Below are 26,131 nucleotides of genomic sequence, written 5' to 3' on the forward strand. Positions count from 1 at the left end.
ATATTTACATATCTTATATTATACCTGTAGTAAAGACAATGATAAGCCATAGTTAAGCTGTATCTTATAGATATGACTTATATACGGCTTAACTATGACTTAACTATGGCTTATCTATGGGTTATCCTATAAGGACGGATGCCTGGAAATTGACCCGGGTGGAAAGTAATAGTGCCCTTATTGTAATGGTTTATAATTATAAATGTATAATTCAACTGTATTCACACCGCTGTATAAATATTTATTTTTAAAATCCTTAAGTTCAAGGACATGGTTATCTAAATGCTAACAAACTATTTCTTAACTTCGCAAACATTTTATAAAGGAAATATAGCCCATATGAAAAAGTATGGCGCTAACAGCAAAACGTATGATAAATATCACTTTTCCGGATGGCGCAGTTCGTCAGTATGAACCAGGAGTAACTGCATTGGACATTGCCAAATCCATCAGCGAAGGATTGGCACGCAAAGTATTGGCAGCAAATGTTAACGGGCAGGTAGTGGATGCTACACGCCCGATTTTGACGGATAGCACGCTGCAGCTGCTGACGTGGGTGGATAAGGATGGTAAAGCAACAATGTGGCATTCCTCGGCGCATCTGATGGCCGAAGCACTGGAAGCCCTGTACCCCGGCGTAAAACTCGGCTATGGCCCTTCAATTGAAAACGGATTCTATTACGATATTGATTTGGGCGACCGCACGATTTCTGAAGAAGACCTGAAAGCGATCGAAGCTAAAATGGTGGAGTTGTCTAAACATAACAGCGAATACGTGCGCAAAGACGTAAGTAAGGCAGATGCGCTGACTTACTTTACTGAAAAAGGCGATCCGTATAAAATAGAAACGATCAATGAACTACCTGATGGAAGCATCACTTTCTATACCCAGGGCGGATTCACAGATCTTTGCCGCGGACCGCACATTCCGAATACCGGCTTTATCAAATCTATCAAGCTTACCAGCATTGCAGGCGCTTACTGGCGCGGCAGTGAAAAAAATAAGATGCTCACCCGCATCTATGGCATCACCTTCCCCAATCAGAAAGAGCTGGATGAATACCTGGCCCTGATAGAGGAAGCCAAGAAACGTGATCACCGTAAACTGGGTAAGGAACTGGAATTGTTTGCCTTCTCTGAAAAAGTAGGTTTGGGTTTACCGATGTGGTTACCCAAAGGCGCCATGTTGCGCGAACGCCTGCAGCGTTTCCTCCAGGAAGCCCAGCTGGCCAGCGGTTACCTGCCGGTAGTAACACCGCATATCGGGAATAAAAACCTGTACGTGACTTCAGGCCACTACGAAAAATATGGTAAAGACAGTTTTCAGCCAATCCATACACCGGAAGAAGGTGAGGAGTTTATGCTGAAACCCATGAACTGCCCGCATCACTGCGAACTGTATAAGGTATCGCCAAAGTCGTACAAAGACTTACCCGTGCGTTTTGCCGAATTCGGTACCGTATACCGTTATGAGCAACATGGTGAACTGCATGGTCTTACCCGTGTAAGAGGGTTTACCCAGGATGATGCGCATCTGTTTTGCCGCCCCGACCAGGTGAAAGAAGAATTCCAGAAAGTGATAGACCTGGTGATGTATGTATTCAACAGCCTTAGCTTTACGGATTTCACTGCCCAGATCTCGCTGCGCGATAAAGACGATCGCAGCAAGTACATCGGAACCGATGAAAACTGGGATCTGGCGGAACAGGCCATTATTGAATCTGCGGCAGAAAAGGGTCTTAGCACCGTAGTGGAATATGGCGAAGCGGCTTTCTATGGTCCTAAGCTCGACTTTATGGTGAAGGACGCGCTGGGCCGCAAATGGCAGCTTGGAACCATCCAGGTGGATTATAACCTGCCGGAACGCTTTGAACTGGAGTACATCGGGGCTGATAACCAGAAACACCGCCCGGTAATGATCCATCGTGCGCCATTTGGTTCACTGGAGCGCTTTATTGCGGTACTGATCGAACACTGCGCCGGTAAATTCCCGTTGTGGTTAGCGCCAACACAGGTGAAGATCCTGCCTATCAGTGATAAAAGCCAGGCGTATGCAGAAAAAGTAGCAGAATTGCTAAAAAAAGCGGAAATTCGCGCTGAAATAGATGACAGAAGCGAAAAAATAGGCAAGAAGATCCGGGAAGCAGAGCTGGCAAAGATTCCGTACATGCTCGTACTCGGTGAAAAAGAAGCAGCCGATGATGTAGTAGCCGTTCGTCGTCAGTCAAAAGGTGATTTGGGAACTATGCAACTCGGGCAGTTTACCGCCATGATAAACGAAGAGGTAGCAAACCGGAAGCCAATTGAGTAACATCGCATAAATGTGGAAAAAAGGTATATAAAACAATGAACATTACTCGATTGAGGTATGTTAATTGCTGTAATTTTCCCCGTATTTTTGTAAAGATTGTTTTTGGTCCCTGGACGATATGTGGACCACGGACTAAATGGACAATTAATTAATTAATTTTATTTTTCTTAATGCAACAAAGACCCAGACCAAGCAGTTTTGGCGGCAACAACCGGGGAAGAAACCCCAACTTCCGCAGGGAACAACAACAAGAACATCGCACCAACAGGATGATACGCGTTCCTGAGGTACGACTTGTAGGTGAAAATATTGAGGTAGGTGTCTACAAAACAGAGGATGCACTGCGTATGGCTGAGGAACAGGGTTTAGACCTGGTGGAGATTTCCCCGAATGCTGTGCCTCCCGTTTGTCGTATCATCGACTACAATAAATTCCTCTACGAAAAGAAAAAGAAGGAAAAGGAAATGAAGGCGAAGGCGCACAAAAGTGAAGTGAAGGAAATTCGCTTTACGCCTAACACCGACGACCATGACTTCGATTTTAAAGCGAAACATGCTGAAAGCTTCCTGAAAGACGGTAACAAGGTAAAAACCTATGTACAGTTTAAAGGACGTGCCATCATGTTTAAGGAACGTGGTGAATTGATTCTCCTGAAGTTTGCTGAAAGGCTGGCAGAAGTAGGTGGTCTGGAAAGTATGCCTACTATGGAAGGTAAGCGTATGATCGCCATCTTTGCCCCTAAAGCAGCGAAAAAGAAGGAAAAAGAACCTAAGGAACCAAGAGAACCGAGGGAGCCAAGAGAACCGAAAGAAGCAAAGGCGCCCGTTACGCCTCCAGCCGCTGACGCAGCAGGAGATGCGAACGCATAGCCGATGGTTATATCACATTAAAAAGCAGCACAGCAGGGTATCATACCTTGTTGCGCTGCTTTTGCTTTTAGCGTGTAACCCAGGCTAATTATTATCAGAAGGGCTGTTTGCCAACAGGTAGGCAAGCGTTTTTTCGCGCATCCGCTCTACGTCTCGGGGATTTACCGGCATATCCGCTTCCTTGCCCATATCATCCCAGATCCTGATCTGGATGTATTGATGAAATAAAGGATCGTTGCGGAATGCCAGCGCCTCTTCTTCGTTCATGGGGCCACCCTGGTATTCCAGGGTTTGCTTGCTGGCTTCGGAGAGAGTGTCGTAATAGGCGCTGTCGGACCAGGTAAGATAGCGCTTTGCTGCAACATGGCTGCCCACCAGTTGCGCCATACGTTCCGGAAAGCCGCATTCCAGGAGGAAAGCGCTGCCCAGGTCATCGTGTGCACGGGTACCAAGACCGCCCATCTGGGGGGCATTTTCAAAAAAGTGACCAATATCGTGCAGGAACGCGGCAATGATCATTTCATCGTCAAAGCCGGTGCTTTCTGCTATCAGCGCTGCCTGCATCATATGCATCAGCATCGTTACCTGCTCGCCATATTCCTGGTGGCCATATGCATGGTACAGATCGAAAATTTTATTGATCACAGATTGGGCATGTAATTCACTACCGGTCATTTTCGTACGTTTATAAGGGTTAGTACAGTTTTTTTCATAGTATGCCGTGGCATTATCGCAAATGTAATAGCTGCAACTGCTTTATCAGCATGCCTTATGTTATGTTTTTATTAATACCCGGAGTGATTTTCAAACGCCAATAATCCTTTACCTTTGCCCTTTACGATTACACAAAACTGAACCTTTGCTAAAAAAAGAACTGCGCGTCATACTGGTGTCGCTGATTGTTAGCTTTATTCTAACGGTCGCGAAATTCTCGGCGTACTTTATGACCCATTCTGTGGCCATCCTTTCTGATGCCCTGGAATCCATTATTAACGTGGTGGCAGGTGGTTTTGCCTGCTACAGTATTTACCTCGCCAGTAAGCCGAAAGATGCCAATCATCCTTACGGGCATGGCAAAGTGGAGTTCTTTTCGATCGGCTTTGAAGGCGCTATGATCTTTATCGCCGGCGTGTTGATCCTCGTGAAAACGTTCCAGTATTTTATCCTGCCACGCGAACTGCACCGGATAGAAAACGGTTTATGGGTAATAGGCGCTACCACTGTTGCCAACCTGCTGCTGGGACTGTACCTGGTGCGCTCCGGCAAGCAGCTTTCTTCTATTACTATTTCGGGAAACGGGCAGCATATCATGACCGATGTATACAGCAGCGCCGGGTTGATTGCAGCACTGATCGTAATTCATTTCACCGGCTGGACCTGGCTGGATCCTATGGTATCATTGGTGATGGGCGGGTTGATCCTCGCTAAGGGATACCAGTTGCTGCGCCGTTCTATTTCCGGGTTAATGGATGAAACGGATATGAAAATAGTGGACAAGGTGATCACTATTTTATCAGCCCACCGCAGGGAGAACTGGATTGATATTCATAATATGCGTGTACAGCAGTATGGTAATAATTATCATATTGATTGCCATGTAACGATGCCTTACTACCTGGAGCTGAATGATGCGCATGATGAAATGAAGAAGATTGAAAAGCTCGTGAATGAAGGGTTTGCCGGTAGCGAGGTGGAGTTTTTTATTCATATGGATCCCTGTATTCCTTCCTGTTGCCACTACTGCCTGAAAGGAGGATGCCGGGTCCGGAGCCATGCATTTACCGGCGAAATAATATGGACCCGTGATAACGTACTACCCAACAGGAAACATGGATAGTAATATATCTTGCTAAAAAAACCAGCATAACTGATACAAGCTATGCTGGTTTTTTTATAGTAAGATGTTTAATTGTTTATTCTTCTCCCGCTTCTTCACCATCACCGTGACCAATGATATCACGTATAGGTTTTACTGCCTGGTAAATACCGCGGTTGTATTTGTTTCCCAGGATAACAAGGGTGGTAGAGTCCTGTATGAAACGGTAGAACACCGTATTATTACCATGCCACCAGCCGTTGTGATAAATGATATTTTTTGTGCTGTCGGGATATACCATGAGTCGCCATCCCAGTCCGTAATTGCGGACACCGGGTTTCTCATTGCTGTAAGGAGTGTAGGCGGCCTTTAAGGTAGTTTCGTTCAGGAACTGGCCGGAATAAAGCGCCTGGTCCCATTTGAGCATATCCTGGGCGCTGCTGTAAATGCCCTTATCACCCATTACGCCGTCGAAATAAGTATCCGGTTCAAACTGTCCGTTATATTTATGGCTATGGGTTTGATGCGCGCGCACAGCAGAGGAGGGGTCGTATACAAAAGTACTGGTCATATGCAGCGGCCCGAAAATGGTTTGCTGCATGAAGTCGGCATATCTTTGTCCGCTTACCTTTTCAATAATGGAAGCAAGGAGGAGATAGTTGGTGTTGCAATACTGGAAATGTGTACCCGGCAAATGCTGCATGGCGGGCTTATGTTGTTCCATTAATTTGATCACCTCGCCGTTGGTAATAAAGTTGGCTTCCTCTTTCCATAAACTATCGCAGAAGTAAAGATAGTTGGGCAGGCCGCTCCGGTGGTTCAGGAGCATACGGACATTGATTCCTTTATAAGGAAATCCGGGAAAGAATTTTTGCAGGGAATCTTCCAGGCTCAGCTTCTCATTTTGTACCAGCCACATCACTGCTGCGCCGGTAAAGGTTTTTGTTACAGAAGCCAGCTGAAAAGAAGAACTGTCTATCACCGGTGTTTTAGTCCGGGAGTTTTCATATCCATGATATTTTTCAAAGATAACCACCCCTTTCCTTGCCACTATGATGGCGCCGTTAAAGCCGCTGCGTAGCAGCTTCCCGTTGTAAAATGCTTCCAGTTCCTGTTGCATTTGCTTCGTACGCGGTGATTTAAGGATAGCTTCTTTTTCCGAAGCTGATAGTCCCATAGTAAAGCGTACTGAATCTGCTGCTGCTTTCTTTTTACTTTCTTCCCTTCTTGCTGCATTGCTCTGACAGCTGGAGATAATTGCAATTCCCGATATGGTTAAGATAATACTTAATGCTTTCAATCGCTTCATTAGAGGAGTTGTGACTACTTTCTTAATTCAATTTCCGACCCAAAAATACAAAGCGCTAAATTTAGACTCAAAGTAAAAGACTGCCAAATAAAATCAGTGATTTCTGATTCTTTTAATTGATTTTTAAGCAAAAAAGCGAGAAAAACTTTAAAAATTATCTCTGATTGTTCTGTTTTTTTGATAAAATCGAATTGATTCCCCTGCTATTTGAATATTCCTCAACTTCGAGTAGGTTTGTGCCCTGTTTCCCCGCTATCAGCAATTATTAAGCCAATTGCAACATAGAGATACACATATAACTTAGTATAATATTATGGACCAGCAAAAGTCGACAAGTTATCCGAAAGAGAAGATCAGCATTTTATTATTAGAGAACATCAGCGATGCTGCGGTGGCAGAATTTACTACGGCAGGATACCAGGTGCGCAAACTATCGGGCGCACTGAGCGAGGAAGATCTTATTAAAGAAATCAAGGATGTTCATCTACTGGGCATCCGATCCAAAACCAAAGTTACCCGTAAAGTGCTGGAATCGGCCAGGAAACTGCAGGCCATTGGTTGTTTCTGTATCGGTACCAACCAGGTTGACCTGAAAGCTGCTACAGAGCACGGTGTAACCGTTTTTAACGCACCTTATTCCAATACCCGTTCAGTGGCTGAGCTGGTAATAGGCTTGTCTATTATCCTCATCCGCCGTATCGTGGATAAAAACAATGCAGCACATAACGGCATCTGGCTGAAAGAAGCCACGGGCAGCTATGAGCTAAGAGGTAAAACACTGGGGATTGTAGGTTACGGCAACATCGGTAGCCAGGTGAGCGTACTGGCAGAAGGGATGGGAATGAACGTGATCTATTACGATGCAGAAACCAAACTGCCACTCGGTAATGCAGAACAGCAGCGCACCCTGAAAGAACTCTTCAACAAGGCAGATATTGTTTCCCTGCACGTACCTTCCAGCAAAACCACGGCGAATATGATCACCGCAGAAGTGCTGGCAGATGCAAAGCCCGGGGCTATTTTTATTAACTATGCCCGCGGTGAGGTAGTAGACCTGGAAGCACTGAAAGATGCACTGGAAAGTGGTCGCCTGTCCGGCGCCGCCATCGACGTATTCCCCGTAGAACCGGAGAAGAATGGCGCCGCATTCAGCACGCCGCTGCAAAAATTATCCAACGTAATCCTCACGCCGCATATCGGCGGAAGCACAGAAGAAGCGCAGCACAACATCGGGCTGGACGTGAGCAGTAAAATGCTCAACTACCTGGAAAAGGGCGCGAGCTTTGGCTCCCATACGGTACCGGCTATCAGCGTGCCGCCTATTGAAAACACACACCGTATCCTGCATATTCATCAGAACGTGCCGGGGGTATTGTCTGCTATCAATACGGCTTTATCTGCCAACAAGATCAACATCCTGGGGCAGTACCTGAAAACCAATGACCAGATCGGTTATGTAGTACTGGATGTGGATACCAGGTTATCACAGGAGGCGCTGGCTTTGCTGAAGGAAGTGAAGCATACGATTAAAACGAGGTTATTGTATTAATAAAAGCAACAACGGATTTGCGGGCGAACGGTTTCAGTTTCCCGCAAATCCGCCATGCTCACCCACCATATCCCCCCGTTCACCGATTCTTTTTACTCATATACATTTTTTCTGCCCGTATTTTCAAAATTCTTTGTTAACCTTGTAGTGCAACTGAAAAAATTAGCACATGAAAATGAACAGGGCACTGACAGCAGGAGCAGGGGTAATAGCCGGTCTTTTGTTGTATATAAATGCTTCCGCACAAGATAGTGAACCGAATAAATGGGCGCCAGCCAATATTAAAATCGACGGACAGGCTACTGAATGGCCCAAACCCCTGCAGTTCTATAACAACGTAACCAAGTTATTTTACACCATAGCCAACGACCAGGAAAATTTATACGTAATCGTTAGTGTTCCTGATCCGCAGAGCCAGATGAAAATTATGCGTTCCGGACTTACTGTTTCCATCAATGTTACCGGGAAGAAAAAAGGCGGCGCGGGTATTACATTTCCGCTCACTTATAATATAAATACCGGTGCGCCCGATGTACCGGAAGAATCCAGGGCGCTCATTGCAGGCGAATTAAAGAAACAACTCCTGGCGAACGTAAAGGAGATTAAAGTAGAAGGATTCGACAGCATCCCGGATGGCAATATTCCGGTGAAGAATACGTTTGGTATTCAAACCACCTCCTCATATGATGCCGCCGGTAACCTGGTATGTGAACTGGGTATCCCATTGAAAGTGCTGGGCATTCCCGCCGGAAGTGATAAGCCCATTGCCTATCATTTTAAGGTAAATGCTTTGAAGAGAGAGGATAAAAAAGAACTGGAGGCTAAAAGGGCCAAAGGAGAAAAGCCCCCAATGCCGGGTGAGTATGCGGACAATTTCGCCATGTATTATTCAGCCGACTTCTGGACACGCCAAACACTGGCCACCCAAAAGTAAGCCAATCTGACTACCATCGTCTTAACTGTTTTTATGTATAAAAAACTGTTTTCTGCGGGAACTACAACGATATTGGCGGGCGCCTTGTGTACAGGCGCTTTTATGTCCTGCCACAAAGACAAACCAGCCTCTCCGCCACCTGTTGACATTACAGACGCCCTGAAGAAGGACTCCCTGAAATACCTGATGTACCAGATTATGCAGGTAACCTACGGCGATGGCGGACGAACCGTCAGCAAAGGATTGCCTACCTATTACTGGTATGCCGGTGTACCGCAGCTGGATCCCCTGGCCAGCAAGTATACGGATGCAAACGCGCTGCTGACGGAGATGAAAGGCTATGTCATTAACCCGGCTACCAATGCGGCATACGATCATTACAGCTTCCTGGATGAAGATGGTACTATCACCAATCAGCTGATGAACGGCATATCGGAACAGAATGCCGCTGCAAATCCCTCCAAACTGGGATTTGACATCGGCTTCGCTGCCGGAGCAGACGCCAGTAAAGTCAGGTTGTTTGTAAAGTATGCAGATAAGAACAGCCCGGCCGGTAAGGCAGGCGTTTTAAGAGGGTGGGAGATCATTTCCGTAAACGGCAATACTAATTTCTCCAGCGCTTCATCTGCCATTAACTCGCTTTATAATACTATTTCAACGGCATCCACTATCGCGCTGGGATTTAAAAAACAGGATCAGACTACGGTTACCCTCACTATCAATGCAGCTACCTATAATATAAACCCGGTGCTGTTTGATACTGTTTATACCGTTAAAAATACCGCCAACATAAATATCAAGGTGGGCTATTTTGCGATGTATACGTTTTCAAGTGTGACCAATGATGCCGGGAATGCTACTGCTACCAAAACGGCTTTGGATCAGACAATCGCCAAATTCAAGGCACAGGGCATAAAACAGCTGATCGTGGATTTCCGGTATAACGGTGGTGGAGCCACGTCTACAGCGGAGTACCTCGACAATGCCTTTGCTCCTTCTTCCGCTGCCGGTAAGGTGATGTATACCTATAAGTATAACGACAAGATCATGCAGAACCTGGCCGCTACCAAACTGGATGCACAGGTGAACTTTGCCTCTGCTACAGGCGGCATGGGCCTGGATAATGTATTTTTTATTGTATCCGGCGAAACTGCTTCTGCCAGCGAATTAACGCTGAACAATCTTAAACCGTACATGAATGTAAGGCTCATCGGTAAGAAAACATATGGGAAACCAGTTGGCTTTATTGATTTCAATATCACGATGTATGATAATGATCATAAGCCGGTATATCTCGCGGACCTGTATGCCATCAACTTTGAAACCATGAATGCCAATGGAAACGGCGGCTACTACACCGGCATCCCGGTAGATGCAGAAGCTGTTGACTATGTAAATATCGCATGGGGTAACACAACTTCAGATCAGAACCTGCAACAAGCCATGAACTATATTTCAACAGGCAGTTACCTGGATCTTCGCAGCAGCGCGAGAATCAGTGCAGCGGCTGGTAATGATTTACGTGAGGCGATTCCCAATATCACGCCCACCAGAGGATTTAACGGAATGGTTGACTTCAGGCTGAGCAGGAAAGTAGCAGGGCTTCAATAACATATAACCCTTAGCTGGTTAATTGAAAGCCGCATGGATCGAAAGATTCACGCGGCTTTTCTGTTTTGGGAGATAATGAAAAAGTCCGGATACGTATACCCGGATGTATCAGCGGTGACCCAGTTTACGGATCATATCTTCAGACATATCTTCTGAATAAACACCATACCCATACATCAATACGCCTTTGAGTCCGGATTTGGTTTCAATGGCATACACTACTGCCTCATCGCCGGGGTCACTATCTCCTTCAAAACGATAGGTTTCTGTAATTTCAAAATCCTCTGGATGCACATTCCCGCTGTTACACTGAATACTGTCGAAAACAAGATTGAAATCGGTGGTGTATCCGCGTTTGCGCAGATCTTCCATAGCCGCTGTTACGGTGTCGTACACTTTCATATAAAAACAATTTCCGGTTTACAAATGAAACGGCACTAAGTTATAAAACAAAAAGCATAAAGCCGGGTGGCCTTATGCTTTTTGTTTTATGATCGGGTATCCGTTATTACCGGATAACGGTAACTTCTCCTTTCAGTACGTTGGAGGATCCGCCGGCTACTTTCTTGTAGGAAAGCCACCATACGTAGGTGCCAATATCCACCGGAACTCCCTTGTATTTACCATCCCATCCTTTATGGTTGTCGGACGACATAAAGATCAGTTCACCCCAGCGGTTAAAGATCCGCAATTCGTAGTCGAACATTTGTCCTCTTACTACTGGTCTGAATACATCATTACGTCCGTCGCCGTTTGGTGAGAAGGCGTTTGGTAAGGTTGGTTTAGGTTCACATTCTATAAAGCCTACTGTAATGTCGTCGGTAGCCGATCCGCAATCGTTGAATACGGTTACGGTATAAGTACCTCCGTTGGTAACGGTAAGGGATGGGCCGCCGGAGCCGTTATCCCAGCGTACACCGGTAATACCACCACCTTCAGCGCGCAGTATGAGTGTTTCACCTTTACACAGGGTAGTATCTCTTCCCAGGTTGATAACCGGTAAACCGGTGATGTTTACTTTCACGCTGTCGAGGAACACACGTTGACAGTATTTATCCATCACTGCCAGTTTATAGTTGCCGGCCTGAGAAATTTGTTTAACCGGGTTAGGATCGCCGTCGTTCCAGAGATAAGAAATTGCATCCGGGTTGGTACCGTCCAATGTAATGGCGCCACCAGGGCAGATATTCCTGTCGGGTCCCAGCTCCATTGTGAGCGCTGGTTTCATTCTCACATTCACGGTATCTCTTACTACGCAGTTATCTCTGCTTACGGCTACCCAGTATCCGCCTGGTTTGTTTACCACGATAGAGTTGCTGGTTTCACCTGTCTGCCATTTGATACGGCCGCCGTTTGAATTAACGGTGAGCATAATGGACTGGTCCGGACAGATAGACGTGTCGCGGCTGAGGCTAATATCTGGTGGAGGATTCACGCTCACTTTCACGGTATCAATGGTGATACATCCTGACTTCATCACTTTTACCCAGAATTGTTCCTGTGTTCCTACCAGGATAGAAGGTTCAGTAGAACCGTTACTCCAGAGATAGGAGCCACCACTTACATAGGCATCCAGTTTTACGGTTTGGCCGCGGCAGATGGTTGTATCAGGGATATCGACCAGTGGCGTTGGTACCAGACCTACATGAATGGTATCGGTAGTGGCACATTCGCCGTTGCTTACATTTACCCAGTAGGTGCCTGCCTGGTTAATATTGATCCGCTGCGTGGTTGCGCCGGTAGACCATTTAATCTGGTAAGCAAAGTTAGCAGGGCCTGCATCCAGTACCAGGTTGTTACCGCCACAGATAGTGGTATCGTTACCCAGGTTCACCATTGGCTTCTGAATGTAGCTCAGGTTGTAAGTCACGGTATCGGAAGAGCAACCCGTTCTGCCATCTGTAATAATAAAGGAAGCAGAAGTAGCGCCGTTCAGGTTGAACACGTTGTTGCTTTGTGTTCTTGGTAATCCTGTTACTGCGTTGGCCGGCGTAACTGCTACCAGCGTATAGCTGGGCAGGTATACATTGCCAACTTTGCGTAAAGCGATCCTGCCGTTGTCGGAACAGTTGGATGGCAGGGTAGCTTCCAGTTGCGGTTTATCGCAAGGCTTAATAATTACACGTTGGATAACGTCGTTGGCTTTATTGCCGCAGGCATCCATGATAGTCCATCTTCTTACAATCGTATATCCGTTACAGATATCTTCCACATATGGATCTTCTGTATAGATAGCTCTTTTCGGGAAGCTGTTATCACAGTTGTCTGTTGCGGTTAATACCGGTGCTGTTGGGATTTTATCCTGACAGTAGATTTCCACATCTGCCGGAGCAGGCATGATCACTGGTCTGGTGGTGTCTTTTACGGTTACCACCTGTGTGATGGTAGTGGTATTACCACAGGCATCTTTAGCAATCCAGGTTCTGATGATGCGGTAGTTACCCGCACATTCGCCTGGTGTTCTTTCGGTAGTGATCCTGCGGGATACACTAAGACCATTTCCAATGCTGCTGCAGTTATCAGATACCTGTACATCAGTAGCAGGAGCGGGGATGTTATCACAGCTCACTGTTGTGTCGGCAGGAGGCATCACGGTGAATACCGGTTTAGTAGTATCCTGAACGGTAATGATCTGCTGCATCACTGATTTGTTGCCGCATTCGTCGGTAGCAGTCCAGGTTCTTGTTTCCCGGAAGTTACCGGCGCAGTTGCCTGGTAATTTCACGGTTTTGGTACTGGTGAATACCTGGATGCTGCCGCTGCAATTATCGGTGGCGGTGATCGCAGGCCATGCCGGTACCTTATCGCAATCTACTACGGTATCTTTCGGAGCAGGCATGCTGAATACCGGTCTGGAAGTATCCTGTACCCTGATGATCTGTTGTACTGCACGTGCATTACCACATTCATCAAAGGCTGTCCACTTACGGTAGATCACGTAGTTGTTATTACAGTTGTTCGTGTTATGAGCTGCAGAGTCTTCAGGCACTACTGTAATTACGCCTGGCGTGCAGTTATCGGAGGCTGTGAGATTAAATCCGGCAGGGATCTTATCGCAATCCACGGTGGTATCAGCAGGTGCTGCCATGTTGAATACCGGTGCGGTCATGTCTTTCACGGTGATCACCTGTTTCAGGGTCACGCCTGTATTACATTCGTCTTTGGCGGTCCAGGTGCGGATCAGCAGGTAGTTGTTGGTACAATTGCCTGGCAGATCCTGGCGAACTTCCACTACGGGAACAATGATTTCTCCTGCGCAGTCGTCGTTGGTTTTCAGGTCAGTTCTGGCAGGTACCTTATCACAATCTACGGTGGTATCGGCAGGCGCCGGTGTAGTGAATACCGGTGCTTTGGTATCCTTCACCGTAATGGTTTGTGAAGCGCTCACAGAAAGACCGCATCTGTCTGTCGCTGTCCAGGTACGGGTAATGGTACTGAGGCAAGGCGAGGTAACCACGGTTGCATCATTGTAAGTAATAGTGAGTGTTTCGTTGTTGTAAGGCGCATGACTGAACGCCGGATCTCCGAAGAGGGTGGTGTAGTCTTTACCTCTTTCACATTCCGTTGTAATGGCCGGAGGAGTGAAGGTAACAATCGGGCTGATAGTGATAGCGGTGATTTTCACCACGTTGCTGATGTTGTTGATACAAGCTCCGGAAGCTACTACTCTTCTGTACCAGGTGTTGGCTGCAAGCAAACCAGGCTGGTAAGTAGCGCTGGTGGCGCCGGTGATGTTGGTGAATGGTCCGTTTGCACCGGCAGTGCTTTGTTGCCACTGGTAAGTGTAAGTGCCATTACCGCCGGTCAACGCAATACTGCGTATAGCCATTGGCGTTTCTGTTACGCAAACCGTCTGATCATCCTGGATGGTGTTACCGAGTATCGGTTTACGGTTAATCAGGGTGACACTGGAGCTGGAAGCGTCGCACACGCCGTTGCTTACTACCCACGTTAATTGGGCTGTTTCGCCGGCAGGAACCGTGATGGTAGCATCTTTCCTGTTAAAATCACTGATGTTGATCAGGGCTGCGTTGTTGCTGGTTACGATCCAGGTACCTTTTGCCCCTGCAACACCAGGATCGCTGGCATTCATATTAAAGGTAGCATCATCGCAATGTTCCTGATTACTACCCGCATTGGCAGGTACCGGTAACCTATAGTTGATGAGTGTTACATCATCCCAGGTAGCGCTGCACACGCCGTTGGTCACTGTCCAGCGTAAAGTAACTGTATCACCTACGTTGATGTTTACATTGGAAGTTGGACTGTTGATAGACCTGATCGCAGCATTGCCTTTAATCACAGACCAGAAACCTTTGGCACTTGGTACAGATACCGGATCTGCTGCCAGGGTGAAGTCGCCGGTGTTGTTACACATTTCAATGTCTGTTCCTGCATTTGCAGCAGCAGCGGTTTTGTAGTTAATAAGCGTAACTGTGCTGCTGGTGCTGGTACAGCTACCGTTTGTTACGGTCCATTTCAGGATCACCGTATCGCCAACCGGAACGGTTACCGCGGTATTCGGATCATTTACCGATTTGATAACGGCGTTACCAGGAACACGGCTTACATCTGTCCAGGTGCCTGTTGCACTGGAGGCTCCAGGCTGACTGGCTTTCATGATGAAGTCGGCAGCGGTGTTACATTTTTCCTGGTCAGGACCGGCATTTGCCGTGATGGCTGCTTTGTAGTTGATGATAGTTACCCTGCTGAAGCTGGTATCACATACCCCATTTGCGATAGCCCACTGGAGTACCACGGTATCGCCTACAGGCACCGTAACCGCGGTAGTCGGACTATTGGGTGATTTGATCTTCGCTTTTCCAGGTACCGGGCTGATATCAGTCCAGGCGCCTTTTGCGGTTGGTACGCCTGGTACATTTGCCGCCATGATGAAGTCGCCTGTATTGTTACAGATGGCCTGGTCAGGACCGGCATTTGCTTTATTGGCATTGGCGTAGTTGGTAAGCATTACCGTATCATAAGTAGCGGCGCAGGTACCATTGGTGATTCTCCACACCAGTTTTACGCTAACACCTGCTGCAACAGTTACGGTGGTGTTGTATTGATATGGAGATGAAATATTCACCCCGGCGGTGCCGGCAGGATTTGTCCAGGTACCGGTTACGTGTAAACCAGCAGGTTTGCTGCCATTCAGGATGAAGTTGATGTCATCACATTTTTCCTGGTCAGGGCCAGCCGTGGCGGCAGCAGGTGTTTTGTAGCTGGTGATCCTTACGGTATCTGCCAGGTCTGCGGCGCATTTCGGGTTGGTGATCTTCCAGGTAAACAGGATGGAGCTGTCGGCCGGAACGGTAACGGATGTTTTAGGATCGTTGATGTTGGCAATTTTCACGGAAGCCGTAGCCGGTGAGAAGGTCCAGGTACCAATGGCGCCCAGCTCAGTAGTAGCAGTAGCGTTCATGGTGAAGGTCGTTTGCTCACATGCTATTTTAGTAGTGCCGGCATCACGCATTACCGGTTTTTTCAGGCTGGTGATCCTTACGGTATCGATGTTGTCGGCCGCACACTTCGCGTTGGTGATTTTCCAGGTAAACAGGATAGAGCTGTCTGCCGGAACGGTAACGGAAGTTTTAGGATCGTTGATGTTGGTAATCTTTACCGAAGCCGTAGCCGGTGAGAAAGTCCAGGTACCTTTCGCACCCAGCTCAGTAGGAGCGGTAGCGTTGAGGGTAAAGGTGGTTTTCTCACATTCCATCTGATCGGCGCCTGCGCTGCGCATAACTGGTTTGAGCAGGCTGGTGATTAACACGGTATCCACGTTGTCGGCCGCACATTTCGCATTGGTAATCTTCCAGATCAGCTGCACTGCCGTGTTTGCAGGAACCGTTACGCTGGTTTTCGGATCATTTTTATTCACAAAGGTCACCGCAGCAGTAGCCGGGAGGAACGACCAGGTACCTTTGGCGCCCAGCTCCGTAGGAGCCGTAGCATTGAGGGTAAAGGTAGTTTTCTCGCACTCCATCTGATCGGTACCTGCACTGCGCATAATTGGTTTAAGCAGGCTGGTGATCAATACGGTGTCCGCATTATCAGCCGCACAGGTTACGTTGGTAATCTTCCAGATCAGTTGCACCGCGGTGTTGGCAGGAACTGTTACATTGGTTTTCGGATCATTCTTATTCACAAAAGATACTGCAGCTGTGGCCGGGAGGAACGACCATGTACCTTTAGCGCCCAGCTCCGTAGGAGCGGCAGCGTTGAGGGTGAAGGTAGTTTTCTCACATTCCATCTGATCGGCGCCTGCGCTGCGCATGATTGGTTTTTTCAGGCTGGTGATCCTTACAGTATCATAAGTAGCGGCGGCGCACTCGGAGTTCGAAATCTGCCAGAAGAGCAACACGGTGCTATCAGCCGGAACGGTCACCGTAGTGGTGGCGCTGTTGATGTTGGCAAACTTCACGGAAGCCGTAGCCGGTGTAAATGTCCAGGTACCTTTGGCGCCCAGCTCAGTAGGAGCGGTAGCGTTGAGGGTGAACACCGTTTTATCACAGGCGATCTGGTTGGACCCTGCATCACGAACGATCGGTTTTTTCAGGCTTGTGATCCTAACGGTATCATAAGTAGCAGCGGCACACTCGGAGTTCGAAATCTGCCAGAAGAGCAACACGGTGCTATCCGCCGGAACGGTCACCGTAGTGGTGGCGCTGTTGATGTTAGCAAACTTCACGGAAGCTGTAGCCGGAGTAAACGACCAGGTACCTTTGGCGCCCAGCTCCGTAGGAGCAGTAGCGTTGAGGGTGAACACCGTTTTATCACAGGCGATCTGGTTAGACCCTGCATCACGAACGATCGGTTTTTTCAGGCTTGTGATCCTAACGGTATCGTAAGTAGCAGCGGCACACTCGGAGTTCGAAATCTGCCAGAAGAGCAACACGGTGCTATCCGCCGGAACGGTCACCGTAGTAGTAGCACTGTTGATGTTGGCAAACTTCACGGAAGCTGTAGCCGGTGTAAACGTCCATGTACCTTTAGCGCCCAGCTCCGTAGGAGCGGCAGCGTTGAGGGTAAAGGTGGTTTTATCACAGGCAATCTGGTTAGACCCTGCATCACGAACGATCGGTTTTTTCAGACTGGTGATCCTTACGGTATCATAAGTAGCAGCGGCACACTCGGAGTTAGAAATCTGCCAGAAGAGCAACACGGTGCTATCAGCCGGAACGGTAACAGAAGTTTTAGGATCGTTAATGTTGACAAATTTCACGGAAGCGGTAGCTGGTGTAAACGACCAGGTACCTTTAGCGCCCAGCTCCGTAGGAGCAGTAGCGTTGAGGGTGAATACCGTTTTATCACAGGCAATCTGGTTAGATCCCGCATCACGAACGATCGGTTTTTTCAGACTGGTGATCCTTACGGTATCATAAGTAGCAGCGGTACACTGTGAATTTGAAATCTGCCAGAAGAGCAACACGGTGCTATCCGCCGGAACGGTCACCGTAGTGGTGGCGCTGTTGATGTTAGCAAACTTCACGGAAGCGGTAGCCGGTGTAAATGTCCAGGTACCTTTAGCTCCCAGCTCAGTAGGAGCGGCAGCGTTGAGGGTGAAGACTGTTTTATCACAGGCAATCTGGTTAGACCCTGCATCACGAACGATTGGCTTTTTCAAACTGGTGATTCTAACAGTATCATAAGTAGCAGCGGCACACTCGGAGTTAGAAATCTGCCAGAAGAGCAACACGGTGCTATCCGCCGGAACGGTAACAGAAGTTTTAGGATCGTTAATGTTGACAAATTTCACGGAAGCGGTAGCCGGAGTAAACGACCAGGTACCTTTAGCGCCCAGCTCCGTAGGAGCAGTAGCGTTGAGGGTGAATACCGTTTTATCACAGGCAATCTGGTTAGACCCTGCATCACGAACGATTGGCTTTTTCAGGCTAGTGATCCTTACGGTATCATAAGTAGCAGCGGCACACTGTGAATTTGAAATCTGCCAGAAGAGCAACACGGAGCTGTCGGCCGGAACGGTAACCGTAGTGGTGGCGCTGTTTTTATCTGCAAAGACAACCGAAGCGGTAGCCGGTGTAAACGTCCATGTACCTTTAGCGCCCAGCTCAGTAGGAGCGGCAGCGTTGAGGGTAAAGGTGGTTTTATCACAGGCAATCTGGTTAGACCCTGCATCACGAACGATTGGTTTTTTCAGACTGGTGATCCTTACGGTATCAAAGTTAGCAGCGGCACATTCAGTGTTTGCAATTTTCCAGAAGAGCAGCACGGTGCTATCTGCCGGAACGGTAACAGTTGTATTGGCTTTGTTTTTATCAGCGAAGACAACCGAAGCGGTAGCTGGTGTAAATGTCCATGTACCCACCGCCCCCAGCTCCGTAGGAGCGGTAGCGTTGAGGGTGAATACTGTTTTGTCACAGGCAATCTGGTTGGATCCTGCATCACGAACGATCGGTTTTTTCAGACTGGTGATCCTTACGGTATCATAAGTTGCAGCGGCACATTCAGTGTTTGCAATTTTCCAGAAGAGCAACACGGAGCTGTCTGCCGGAACGGTCACCGTAGTGGTGGCGCTGTTTTTATCTGCGAAGACAACCGAAGCCGAAGCTGGTGTAAATGTCCAGGTACCCACAGCCCCCAGCTCAGTAGGAGCGGCAGCGTTGAGGGTAAAGGTGGTTTTATCACAGGCAATCTGGTTAGATCCTGCATCACGAACGATCGGTTTTTTCAGGCTAGTGATCCTTACGGTATCAAAGTTGGCAGCGGCACATTCAGTGTTTGCAATTTTCCAGAAGAGCAGCACGGAGCTGTCGGCCGGAACGGTCACCGTAGTGGTGGCTTTGTTTTTATCTGCAAAGACAACCGAAGCGGTAGCCGGTGTAAATGTCCATGTACCCACCGCACCCAGCTCTGTAGGAGCAGTAGCGTTAAGGGTGAAGACTGTTTTGTCACAGGCAATCTGGTTAGATCCTGCATCACGAACGATCGGTTTTTTCAGACTGGTGATCCTTACGGTATCATAAGTAGTAGCGGCACATTCAGTGTTTGCAATTTTCCAGAAGAGCAATACGGAGCTGTCTGCCGGAACGGTAACCGTAGTGGTGGCGCTGTTTTTATCTGCGAAGACAACCGAAGCCGAAGCTGGTGTAAATGTCCAGGTACCCACAGCCCCCAGCTCAGTAGGAGCGGCAGCGTTGAGGGTAAAGGTGGTTTTATCACAGGCAATCTGGTTAGATCCTGCATCACGAACGATCGGTTTTTTCAGGCTAGTGATCCTTACGGTATCAAAGTTAGCAGCGGCACATTCAGTGTTTGCAATTTTCCAGAAGAGCAGCACGGAGCTGTCGGCCGGAACGGTAACAGTAGTGGTGGCGCTGTTCTTATCTGCGAAGACAACCGAAGCGGTAGCTGGTGTAAATGTCCAGGTACCCATAGCTCCCAGCTCAGTAGGAGCAGTAGCGTTAAGGGTGAATACTGTTTTGTCACATGCAATCTGGTTAGATCCTGCATCACGAACGATCGGTTTTTTCAGACTGGTGATCCTTACGGTATCATAAGTAGCAGCGGCACATTCAGTGTTTGCAATTTTCCAGAAGAGCAATACGGAGCTATCTGCCGGAACGGTAACAGTAGTGGTGGCGCTGTTTTTATCAGCAAAGACAACCGAAGCCGAAGCCGGTGTAAACGTCCATGTACCCACCGCACCCAGCTCTGTAGGAGCAGTAGCGTTGAGGGTGAAGACTGTTTTATCACAGGCAATCTGGTTAGATCCTGCATCACGAACGGCTGGCTTTTTCAGGCTAGTGATCCTTACGGTATCAAAGTTAGCAGCGGCACATTCAGTGTTTGCAATTTTCCAGAAGAGCAGCACGGAGCTGTCGGCCGGAACGGTAACAGTTGTATTGGCTTTGTTTTTATCTGCGAAGACAACCGAAGCCGAAGCCGGTGTAAATGTCCATGTACCCACAGCCCCCAGCTCAGTAGGAGCAGTAGCGTTGAGGTTGAATACCGTTTTATCACAGGCGATCTGGTTAGACCCGGCATCACGCATCACCGGTTTTTTCAGGCTGGTGATCCTTACAGTATCAAAGTTAGTGGCGGCACACTCGGAGTTTGCAATTTTCCAGAAGAGCAGCACGGAGCTGTCTGCCGGAACGGTCACCGTAGTGGTGGCGCTGTTTTTATCTGCGAAGACAACCGAAGCCGAAGCTGGTGTAAATGTCCAGGTACCCACAGCCCCCAGCTCAGTAGGAGCGGCAGCGTTGAGGGTAAAGGTGGTTTTATCACAGGCAATCTGGTTAGATCCTGCATCACGAACGATCGGTTTTTTCAGGCTAGTGATCCTTACGGTATCAAAGTTAGCAGCGGCACATTCAGTGTTTGCAATTTTCCAGAAGAGCAGCACGGAGCTGTCGGCCGGAACGGTAACAGTAGTGGTGGCGCTGTTCTTATCTGCAAAGACAACCGAAGCGGTAGCCGGTGTAAATGTCCATGTACCCACCGCACCCAGCTCAGTAGGAGCGGTAGCGTTGAGGGTGAATACTGTTTTGTCACATGCAATCTGGTTAGATCCTGCATCACGAACGATCGGTTTTTTCAGGCTTGTGATCCTAACGGTATCATAAGTAGCAGCGGCACATTCAGTGTTTGCAATTTTCCAGAAGAGCAATACGGAGCTGTCTGCCGGAACGGTAACCGTAGTAGTGGCGCTGTTTTTATCTGCGAAGACAACCGAAGCCGAAGCCGGTGTAAATGTCCATGTACCCACCGCGCCCAGCTCCGTAGGAGCGGTAGCGTTGAGGGTGAAGACTGTTTTATCACAGGCAATCTGGTTGGAACCCGCATCACGAACGATCGGTTTTTTCAGACTGGTGATCCTTACGGTATCATAAGTAGCAGCGGCACATTCAGTGTTTGCAATTTTCCAGAAGAGCAGCACGGAGCTGTCTGCCGGAACGGTAACAGTTGTATTGGCTTTGTTTTTATCTGCGAAGACAACCGAAGCCGAAGCCGGTGTAAATGTCCATGTACCCACAGCCCCCAGCTCAGTAGGAGCGGCAGCGTTAAGGGTGAAGACCGTTTTATCACAGGCAATCTGGTTGGATCCTGCATCACGAACGATCGGTTTTTTCAGACTGGTGATCCTTACGGTATCAAAGTTAGCAGCGGCACATTCAGTGTTTGCAATTTTCCAGAAGAGCAATACGGAGCTGTCTGGCGGAACGGTAACAGTTGTATTGGCTTTGTTTTTATCTGCGAAGACAACCGAAGCCGAAGCCGGTGTAAACGTCCATGTACCCACCGCACCCAGCTCAGTAGGAGCAGTAGCGTTGAGGGTGAATACTGTTTTGTCACAGGCAATCTGGTTAGACCCTGCATCACGCATCACCGGTTTTTTCAGGCTGGTAATCCTTACGGTATCAAAGTTAGCAGCGGCACATTCAGTGTTTGCAATTTTCCAGAAGAGCAGCACGGAGCTATCTGCTGGAACGGTAACTGTAGTGGTGGCGCTGTTTTTATCTGCGAAGACAACCGAAGCGGTAGCCGGTGTAAATGTCCATGTACCCACCGCCCCCAGCTCAGTAGGAGCAGTAGCGTTGAGGGTGAATACCGTTTTATCACAGGCGATCTGGTTGGAACCCGCATCACGAACGATCGGTTTTTTCAGACTGGTGATCCTTACGGTATCAAAGTTAGCAGCGGCACATTCAGTGTTTGCAATTTTCCAGAAGAGCAGCACGGAGCTATCGGCTGGAACGGTAACCGTAGTGGTGGCTTTGTTTTTATCTGCGAAGACAACCGAAGCCGAAGCCGGTGTAAACGTCCATGTACCCACCGCACCCAGCTCTGTAGGAGCAGTAGCGTTGAGGGTGAAGACTGTTTTGTCACAGGCAATCTGGTTAGACCCTGCATCACGAACGATCGGTTTTTTCAGGCTGGTGATTCTTACAGTATCATAAGTTGCAGCAGAACACTTTGAATTTGAAATCTGCCAGAAGAGTAACACGGTACTATCTGCCGGAACGGTAACCGTAGTATTGGCTTTGTTTTTATCAGCAAAAACTACAGAGGCAGTCGCGGGTGTAAATGACCATGTACCTTTAGCACCCAGCTCAGTAGGAGCAGTAGCATTGAGAGTAAACACGGTTTTATCACACGCAATCTGGTTGGAGCCGGCATCACGAACAGCCGGCTGTTTATAATTGGTAATAAATACCGTATCACTGGTAGTCAAACATGATCCGTTGGAAATAGTCCACACCAATGAGGCGGTATCACCAACAGGTACTTTCACTGTAGCATTCCACTGTGTTGGATTGGTAATAGTCACTCTTGGATTAGGAGATGTCCATACGCCCGTTGCGCCTGCAGGAGTAGGCGTATTACCGGCTAACTGGAAGTCGGTAGCACGGTCACATTCTGTTTGATCGGTACTTGCGTTAGCAGCATTAGGCTTGGCAAACACTTTTACTGTTACACTTGCGCAGGCGGTGTTTCCACAAGGACCGGTACTTTCCGCACGTACATAATAAGTAGTGGTGGCGGTTACATTATTAAACACCACTTCAGCTCCATTATTAATAGAGGAAGCAGGAGTAACAGCTACACTGCCTGGTGAACCAGGACAGCCGCCGGTATACCATTTCCATTTATGGGTATTACCGAGAGAATCAGTTCCCAGGGAACCGCCGGTCACTTTTAAAGTAACATTACCGGAAACGCATATACTATCTGTGCTGGCATCGATAGCAGTAGGAGCTATGGATGGTTTTTCCACAGAAACAGAGAACGGTACAGTAACGCTACATCCGTGTAGGGTATCTTCCTGTGCCGTAATTACGAAGTCGTAACTACCAGCAGGTGTGTTAGCAGGCAGCTTTACATTAAAAGTACCGGAGGTATTGTTAGATGGCCATGCTTTTGTCACTGTTACAAAACCGGGCATCTTCCGGGTGCTGGCTACATCGAGTACATACTTTGTTAAAGTTCCCGGTTTTACATTGGTGTAGGCTACGGTAAAGGAATCCACATTATTACAAACCGCTGCAGCTGTAACACTCAGCGTAGGTTTATCCTTAATGGTGACGTTAACGGTAGTTGAGTTCGGACCAGGACAAACGCCATTGGAGATAGTCCACGTCAGCACAAAGGTTTTAGGCCGTGCATTGCTGACAACGGAAGCAATCGCATTATAAGCAGTGTCGTAATTAATGGTGATATCCGAAGAGGTGGTACCTGGCTCTAATGTCCATTTACCGGTTTCACCAACACCTGGCTTACTGGCGTACAGCGGGAAATCACGTATCTCGCATTGTACCTGATCCAGGCCGGCAACACTTGGCGTGAGCGGTTTGGTATTAATGAGTGTGACCCGGTTGGTATCTGTACACGCAGACAACGCTTTGTTGGTAATGATCCAGAAGAGATGTACCGTGTCACCCGCGGGAACACCCGTTACGCTGGTGGCGGGAGTAGTGGCACTGGTAATAACAGCTCCTTTGTTTGAACCGTTAAATGACCAGGTACCTTTCTGATCTGCGGGAGGCGTGCTTCTTTTAATATTAAAAGTAGAGGAGTTACATTGTCTGTAGGTAGTATCCACATCCGCTACCGGCACCGACCGCACATTTACCCTGAATGTGTCAACCACCACGCAGGTTTTGTTGGTCACCACAACGTTATACGCTTTGGTACCGGTGTCTGCCGGAACATGGGTAATAGCAGGGACTTTACCTTTGATAGAATCCAGGCCGTATTTCCACATCCAGTTCAAACTATCGGCGGGTGCGCCTGTTATGCCTAAGTTCAGGTTAACGGGTGCACCAAGACAAATATTTACCGGTCCGCCTGTGATAGCAGTTACCGGTTTTTTATCTACAATAACCCGGGCAAATCCGCTGTCCTTACATTGCCGTGGTTCATTCTTCACGGAGTTCCAGCCATAATCAGCAATCCCGATAGCCCAGTAGTCTCTGGTGCTGTCGGGAAATACGGTCATTTTAGGGCCAACATAAACCGGGTCCACTTTCCATTCATAGGTACTATATCCTCCATCTGCCGTCAGGTCCACACTTTCGCCGATACAGATCCTGCCGGACGAAATGGTTACTTTAGGTTTTGGGAGAATGGTGATCTTGGTGTATTTCGAGGGAGACGCACAGTTGCTGACGTTCCCCGATTCGAGGATATTTACCCGGTAGTATTTATGTATTATCTGGTTGGGATCCCCTTTCAGCGCACCATCCGCAAATGTGAGCGTGTTGGTGGCGGCACCCGTTATACCGTTTCCGTTTACAACAGGAAACCAGTCTGCCGGGTTATTTTCGTCCCCGGTGTTACTGTAAAACCATTGGTATATTGGATTCTTAAAATAATCCTGGTTGGGATCATAAGTACCATCCGGCAGATGACCATCCGGACTATATAACGCTTTAATAGTAATAGGAGCGCCTTCACAAAGTGAATCTGCTCTTAATTCTGTATCAATCTGACCATCGATAAATGAGTAGATATCCGGGCTGCAATAATTAAAGCCGATATCATCTATTGCAATATCATTTCCGCAATCACCAAGACGGTCGTTCACAATTTCCAGTGTAACGGCAGTTACACCTCCGGGTGTTTTAAAGCTGCCACCATATTGCTGCCACGCTGAATATGACAGGTTCATGGATACATCGTAGGTTTTAAACCTGGCGAGTGTATCCCACAGGGCAGCGTTAGTGCTGCCTTTTTTATTAATGATCAGGAAGGTAACGCCGGCATAGTGATAGCCATCCCAGTTACCTGACGAACAGTTGTAGTTAAATACATTGTAGCTGTTTACGTTCAGGAACCAGGCGCTGAAATTATAAGAAGAGCCGGGGCATACCTGCACATTATTTTTAGTATAGAAAGATTTTTTATTGATAGATGAGTTGGCGATAAGCATACCACCCACGGAATCTATGGTGCTTCCCGTGTGGTCAGTTGCCTTTACCCACTCACTTCTTATTTGTGTATGCCAGAAGATATTGTAACTGTCATCAATAAAATTAGCCCCGTTCAGAGGCATGGGTACATAGTTATATCCGGTAACCGCTGCGTTGGATCGGCTATCGGTAGCATTCTTTTTAAATTTACCAAAGTCCTCCAGGAAATCGCTTTTACTGGTAGTATTACCCAAACAGGGTTGAATAGTACAGTCTTTTACATAAATGGACCTTGTAACAGGATAGGTATTATTTCCCCTGAACAGCACCACCTTCACCGTGTACGGTCCGGCATCATTGAACTTAATGGTCAGGGAGTTCTTATTGATATTTATGCCGCCTGAGTTATAGGTATCTCTCCGCTGGCCAACTAATTCGTGACCGGGCCGGGTATCAGTGGTAAAGAGCACATCGTAAGCTCCTCCCGTGATGGTCCAGGTAGCGGAATCTGCGTAGTTACTGGTGTTATTCCAGAAAAAGGCATTCATACTGGCGAAACTTCCCTTACATATGGTATCGGGAAGGTTCATAAAAGGAGTGCCGTTTGCCGGCGCAGATTGTGCTGCCACCTGCTTATTAAGCAGCACAACCCCCAGTATCAGGTACAAAAAGGTTAATAGTCGTTTCATAGGTGCAAACAGTTAAGTAAGAAAAGGATCGGAATAGAGCAGTTTGTTTACTCAATCCATATTGTATCTCAACTCTTTACATCGGTTATCTTTTCCGGACGGTTTTTTCCGGCAGAGGGTGGCGTAAGTGTAAAATGGTTTCATAGGCGTCAGGTGTTTATACATGG

10 protein-coding genes are annotated in these 26,131 nt (G+C 47.8%); 6 read left to right on the top strand and 4 right to left on the bottom strand.

The features are described 5' to 3' along the window. Window positions 1–370 precede the first annotated feature (370 nt). Both thrS and infC read left to right on the top strand, forming a co-directional pair. Window positions 371–2,311, top strand: coding sequence for a threonine--tRNA ligase (gene thrS, locus ACMXI2_RS11935; protein ID WP_483781811.1), 1,941 nt, complete (start codon window positions 371–373; stop codon window positions 2,309–2,311). A gap of 170 nt (window positions 2,312–2,481) precedes the next feature. Continuing rightward, entirely contained in the window at window positions 2,482–3,180 is a 699-nt protein-coding gene (gene infC, locus ACMXI2_RS11940; RefSeq protein ID WP_483781812.1) for a translation initiation factor IF-3, read from the top strand. An 84-nt stretch (window positions 3,181–3,264) separates the two neighbouring features. On the opposite strand, the gene ACMXI2_RS11945 is transcribed toward infC, so the two are convergent. Then, window positions 3,265–3,855 (bottom strand): HD domain-containing protein, encoded by a 591-nt coding sequence (locus ACMXI2_RS11945; RefSeq protein WP_483781813.1) that lies wholly within the window; start codon window positions 3,853–3,855, stop codon window positions 3,265–3,267. 184 nt (window positions 3,856–4,039) lie between these two features. Here ACMXI2_RS11945 and ACMXI2_RS11950 point away from each other — a divergent pair, with 184 nt between their 5' ends. Then, window positions 4,040–5,017, top strand: coding sequence for a cation diffusion facilitator family transporter (locus tag ACMXI2_RS11950; RefSeq protein WP_483781814.1), 978 nt, complete (start codon window positions 4,040–4,042; stop codon window positions 5,015–5,017). Between the two features lie 76 nt (window positions 5,018–5,093). Here the strand turns inward: ACMXI2_RS11950 and ACMXI2_RS11955 are convergent, their stop codons facing one another. Next, window positions 5,094–6,305: a serine hydrolase domain-containing protein gene (locus ACMXI2_RS11955; RefSeq protein WP_483781815.1), complete on the bottom strand. Its 1,212-nt coding sequence runs from the start codon at window positions 6,303–6,305 to the stop codon at window positions 5,094–5,096. A gap of 313 nt (window positions 6,306–6,618) precedes the next feature. Here ACMXI2_RS11955 and serA point away from each other — a divergent pair, with 313 nt between their 5' ends. From serA to ACMXI2_RS11970, 3 genes are all read left to right on the top strand, one after another. Continuing rightward, entirely contained in the window at window positions 6,619–7,854 is a 1,236-nt protein-coding gene (gene serA, locus ACMXI2_RS11960; protein ID WP_483781816.1) for a phosphoglycerate dehydrogenase, read from the top strand. Between the two features lie 169 nt (window positions 7,855–8,023). Next, complete coding sequence (locus ACMXI2_RS11965; RefSeq protein WP_483781817.1) at window positions 8,024–8,788, top strand: hypothetical protein; 765 nt, start codon at window positions 8,024–8,026, stop codon at window positions 8,786–8,788. Window positions 8,789–8,821: 33 nt separating this feature from the next. Then, the gene (locus ACMXI2_RS11970) at window positions 8,822–10,399 is read left to right on the top strand and encodes a S41 family peptidase (RefSeq protein ID WP_483781818.1); all 1,578 of its coding nucleotides are present in this window, start codon (window positions 8,822–8,824) and stop codon (window positions 10,397–10,399) included. A 108-nt stretch (window positions 10,400–10,507) separates the two neighbouring features. On the opposite strand, the gene ACMXI2_RS11975 is transcribed toward ACMXI2_RS11970, so the two are convergent. Then, window positions 10,508–10,801, bottom strand: a complete 294-nt coding sequence (locus ACMXI2_RS11975; RefSeq protein ID WP_483781819.1) for a phosphoribosylpyrophosphate synthetase — start codon at window positions 10,799–10,801, stop codon at window positions 10,508–10,510. 106 nt (window positions 10,802–10,907) lie between these two features. Then, entirely contained in the window at window positions 10,908–25,964 is a 15,057-nt protein-coding gene (locus ACMXI2_RS11980) for a T9SS type B sorting domain-containing protein (RefSeq protein WP_483781820.1), read from the bottom strand. Window positions 25,965–26,131: the final 167 nt, after the last annotated feature.

It is taken from the genome of Chitinophaga sp. G7 BAM 1005, assembly GCF_057126945.1.

Coding starts and splice junctions, on each gene's coding strand:
- ACMXI2_RS11975 (WP_483781819.1), bottom strand. CDS start 10,801: ATGAAAGTGTACGACACCGTAACAGCGGCTATGGAAGATCTGCGCAAA.
- ACMXI2_RS11965 (WP_483781817.1), top strand. CDS start 8,024: ATGAAAATGAACAGGGCACTGACAGCAGGAGCAGGGGTAATAGCCGGT.
- thrS (WP_483781811.1), top strand. CDS start 371: ATGATAAATATCACTTTTCCGGATGGCGCAGTTCGTCAGTATGAACCA.
- ACMXI2_RS11980 (WP_483781820.1), bottom strand. CDS start 25,964: ATGAAACGACTATTAACCTTTTTGTACCTGATACTGGGGGTTGTGCTG.
- ACMXI2_RS11955 (WP_483781815.1), bottom strand. CDS start 6,305: ATGAAGCGATTGAAAGCATTAAGTATTATCTTAACCATATCGGGAATT.
- infC (WP_483781812.1), top strand. CDS start 2,482: ATGCAACAAAGACCCAGACCAAGCAGTTTTGGCGGCAACAACCGGGGA.
- serA (WP_483781816.1), top strand. CDS start 6,619: ATGGACCAGCAAAAGTCGACAAGTTATCCGAAAGAGAAGATCAGCATT.
- ACMXI2_RS11970 (WP_483781818.1), top strand. CDS start 8,822: ATGTATAAAAAACTGTTTTCTGCGGGAACTACAACGATATTGGCGGGC.
- ACMXI2_RS11945 (WP_483781813.1), bottom strand. CDS start 3,855: ATGACCGGTAGTGAATTACATGCCCAATCTGTGATCAATAAAATTTTC.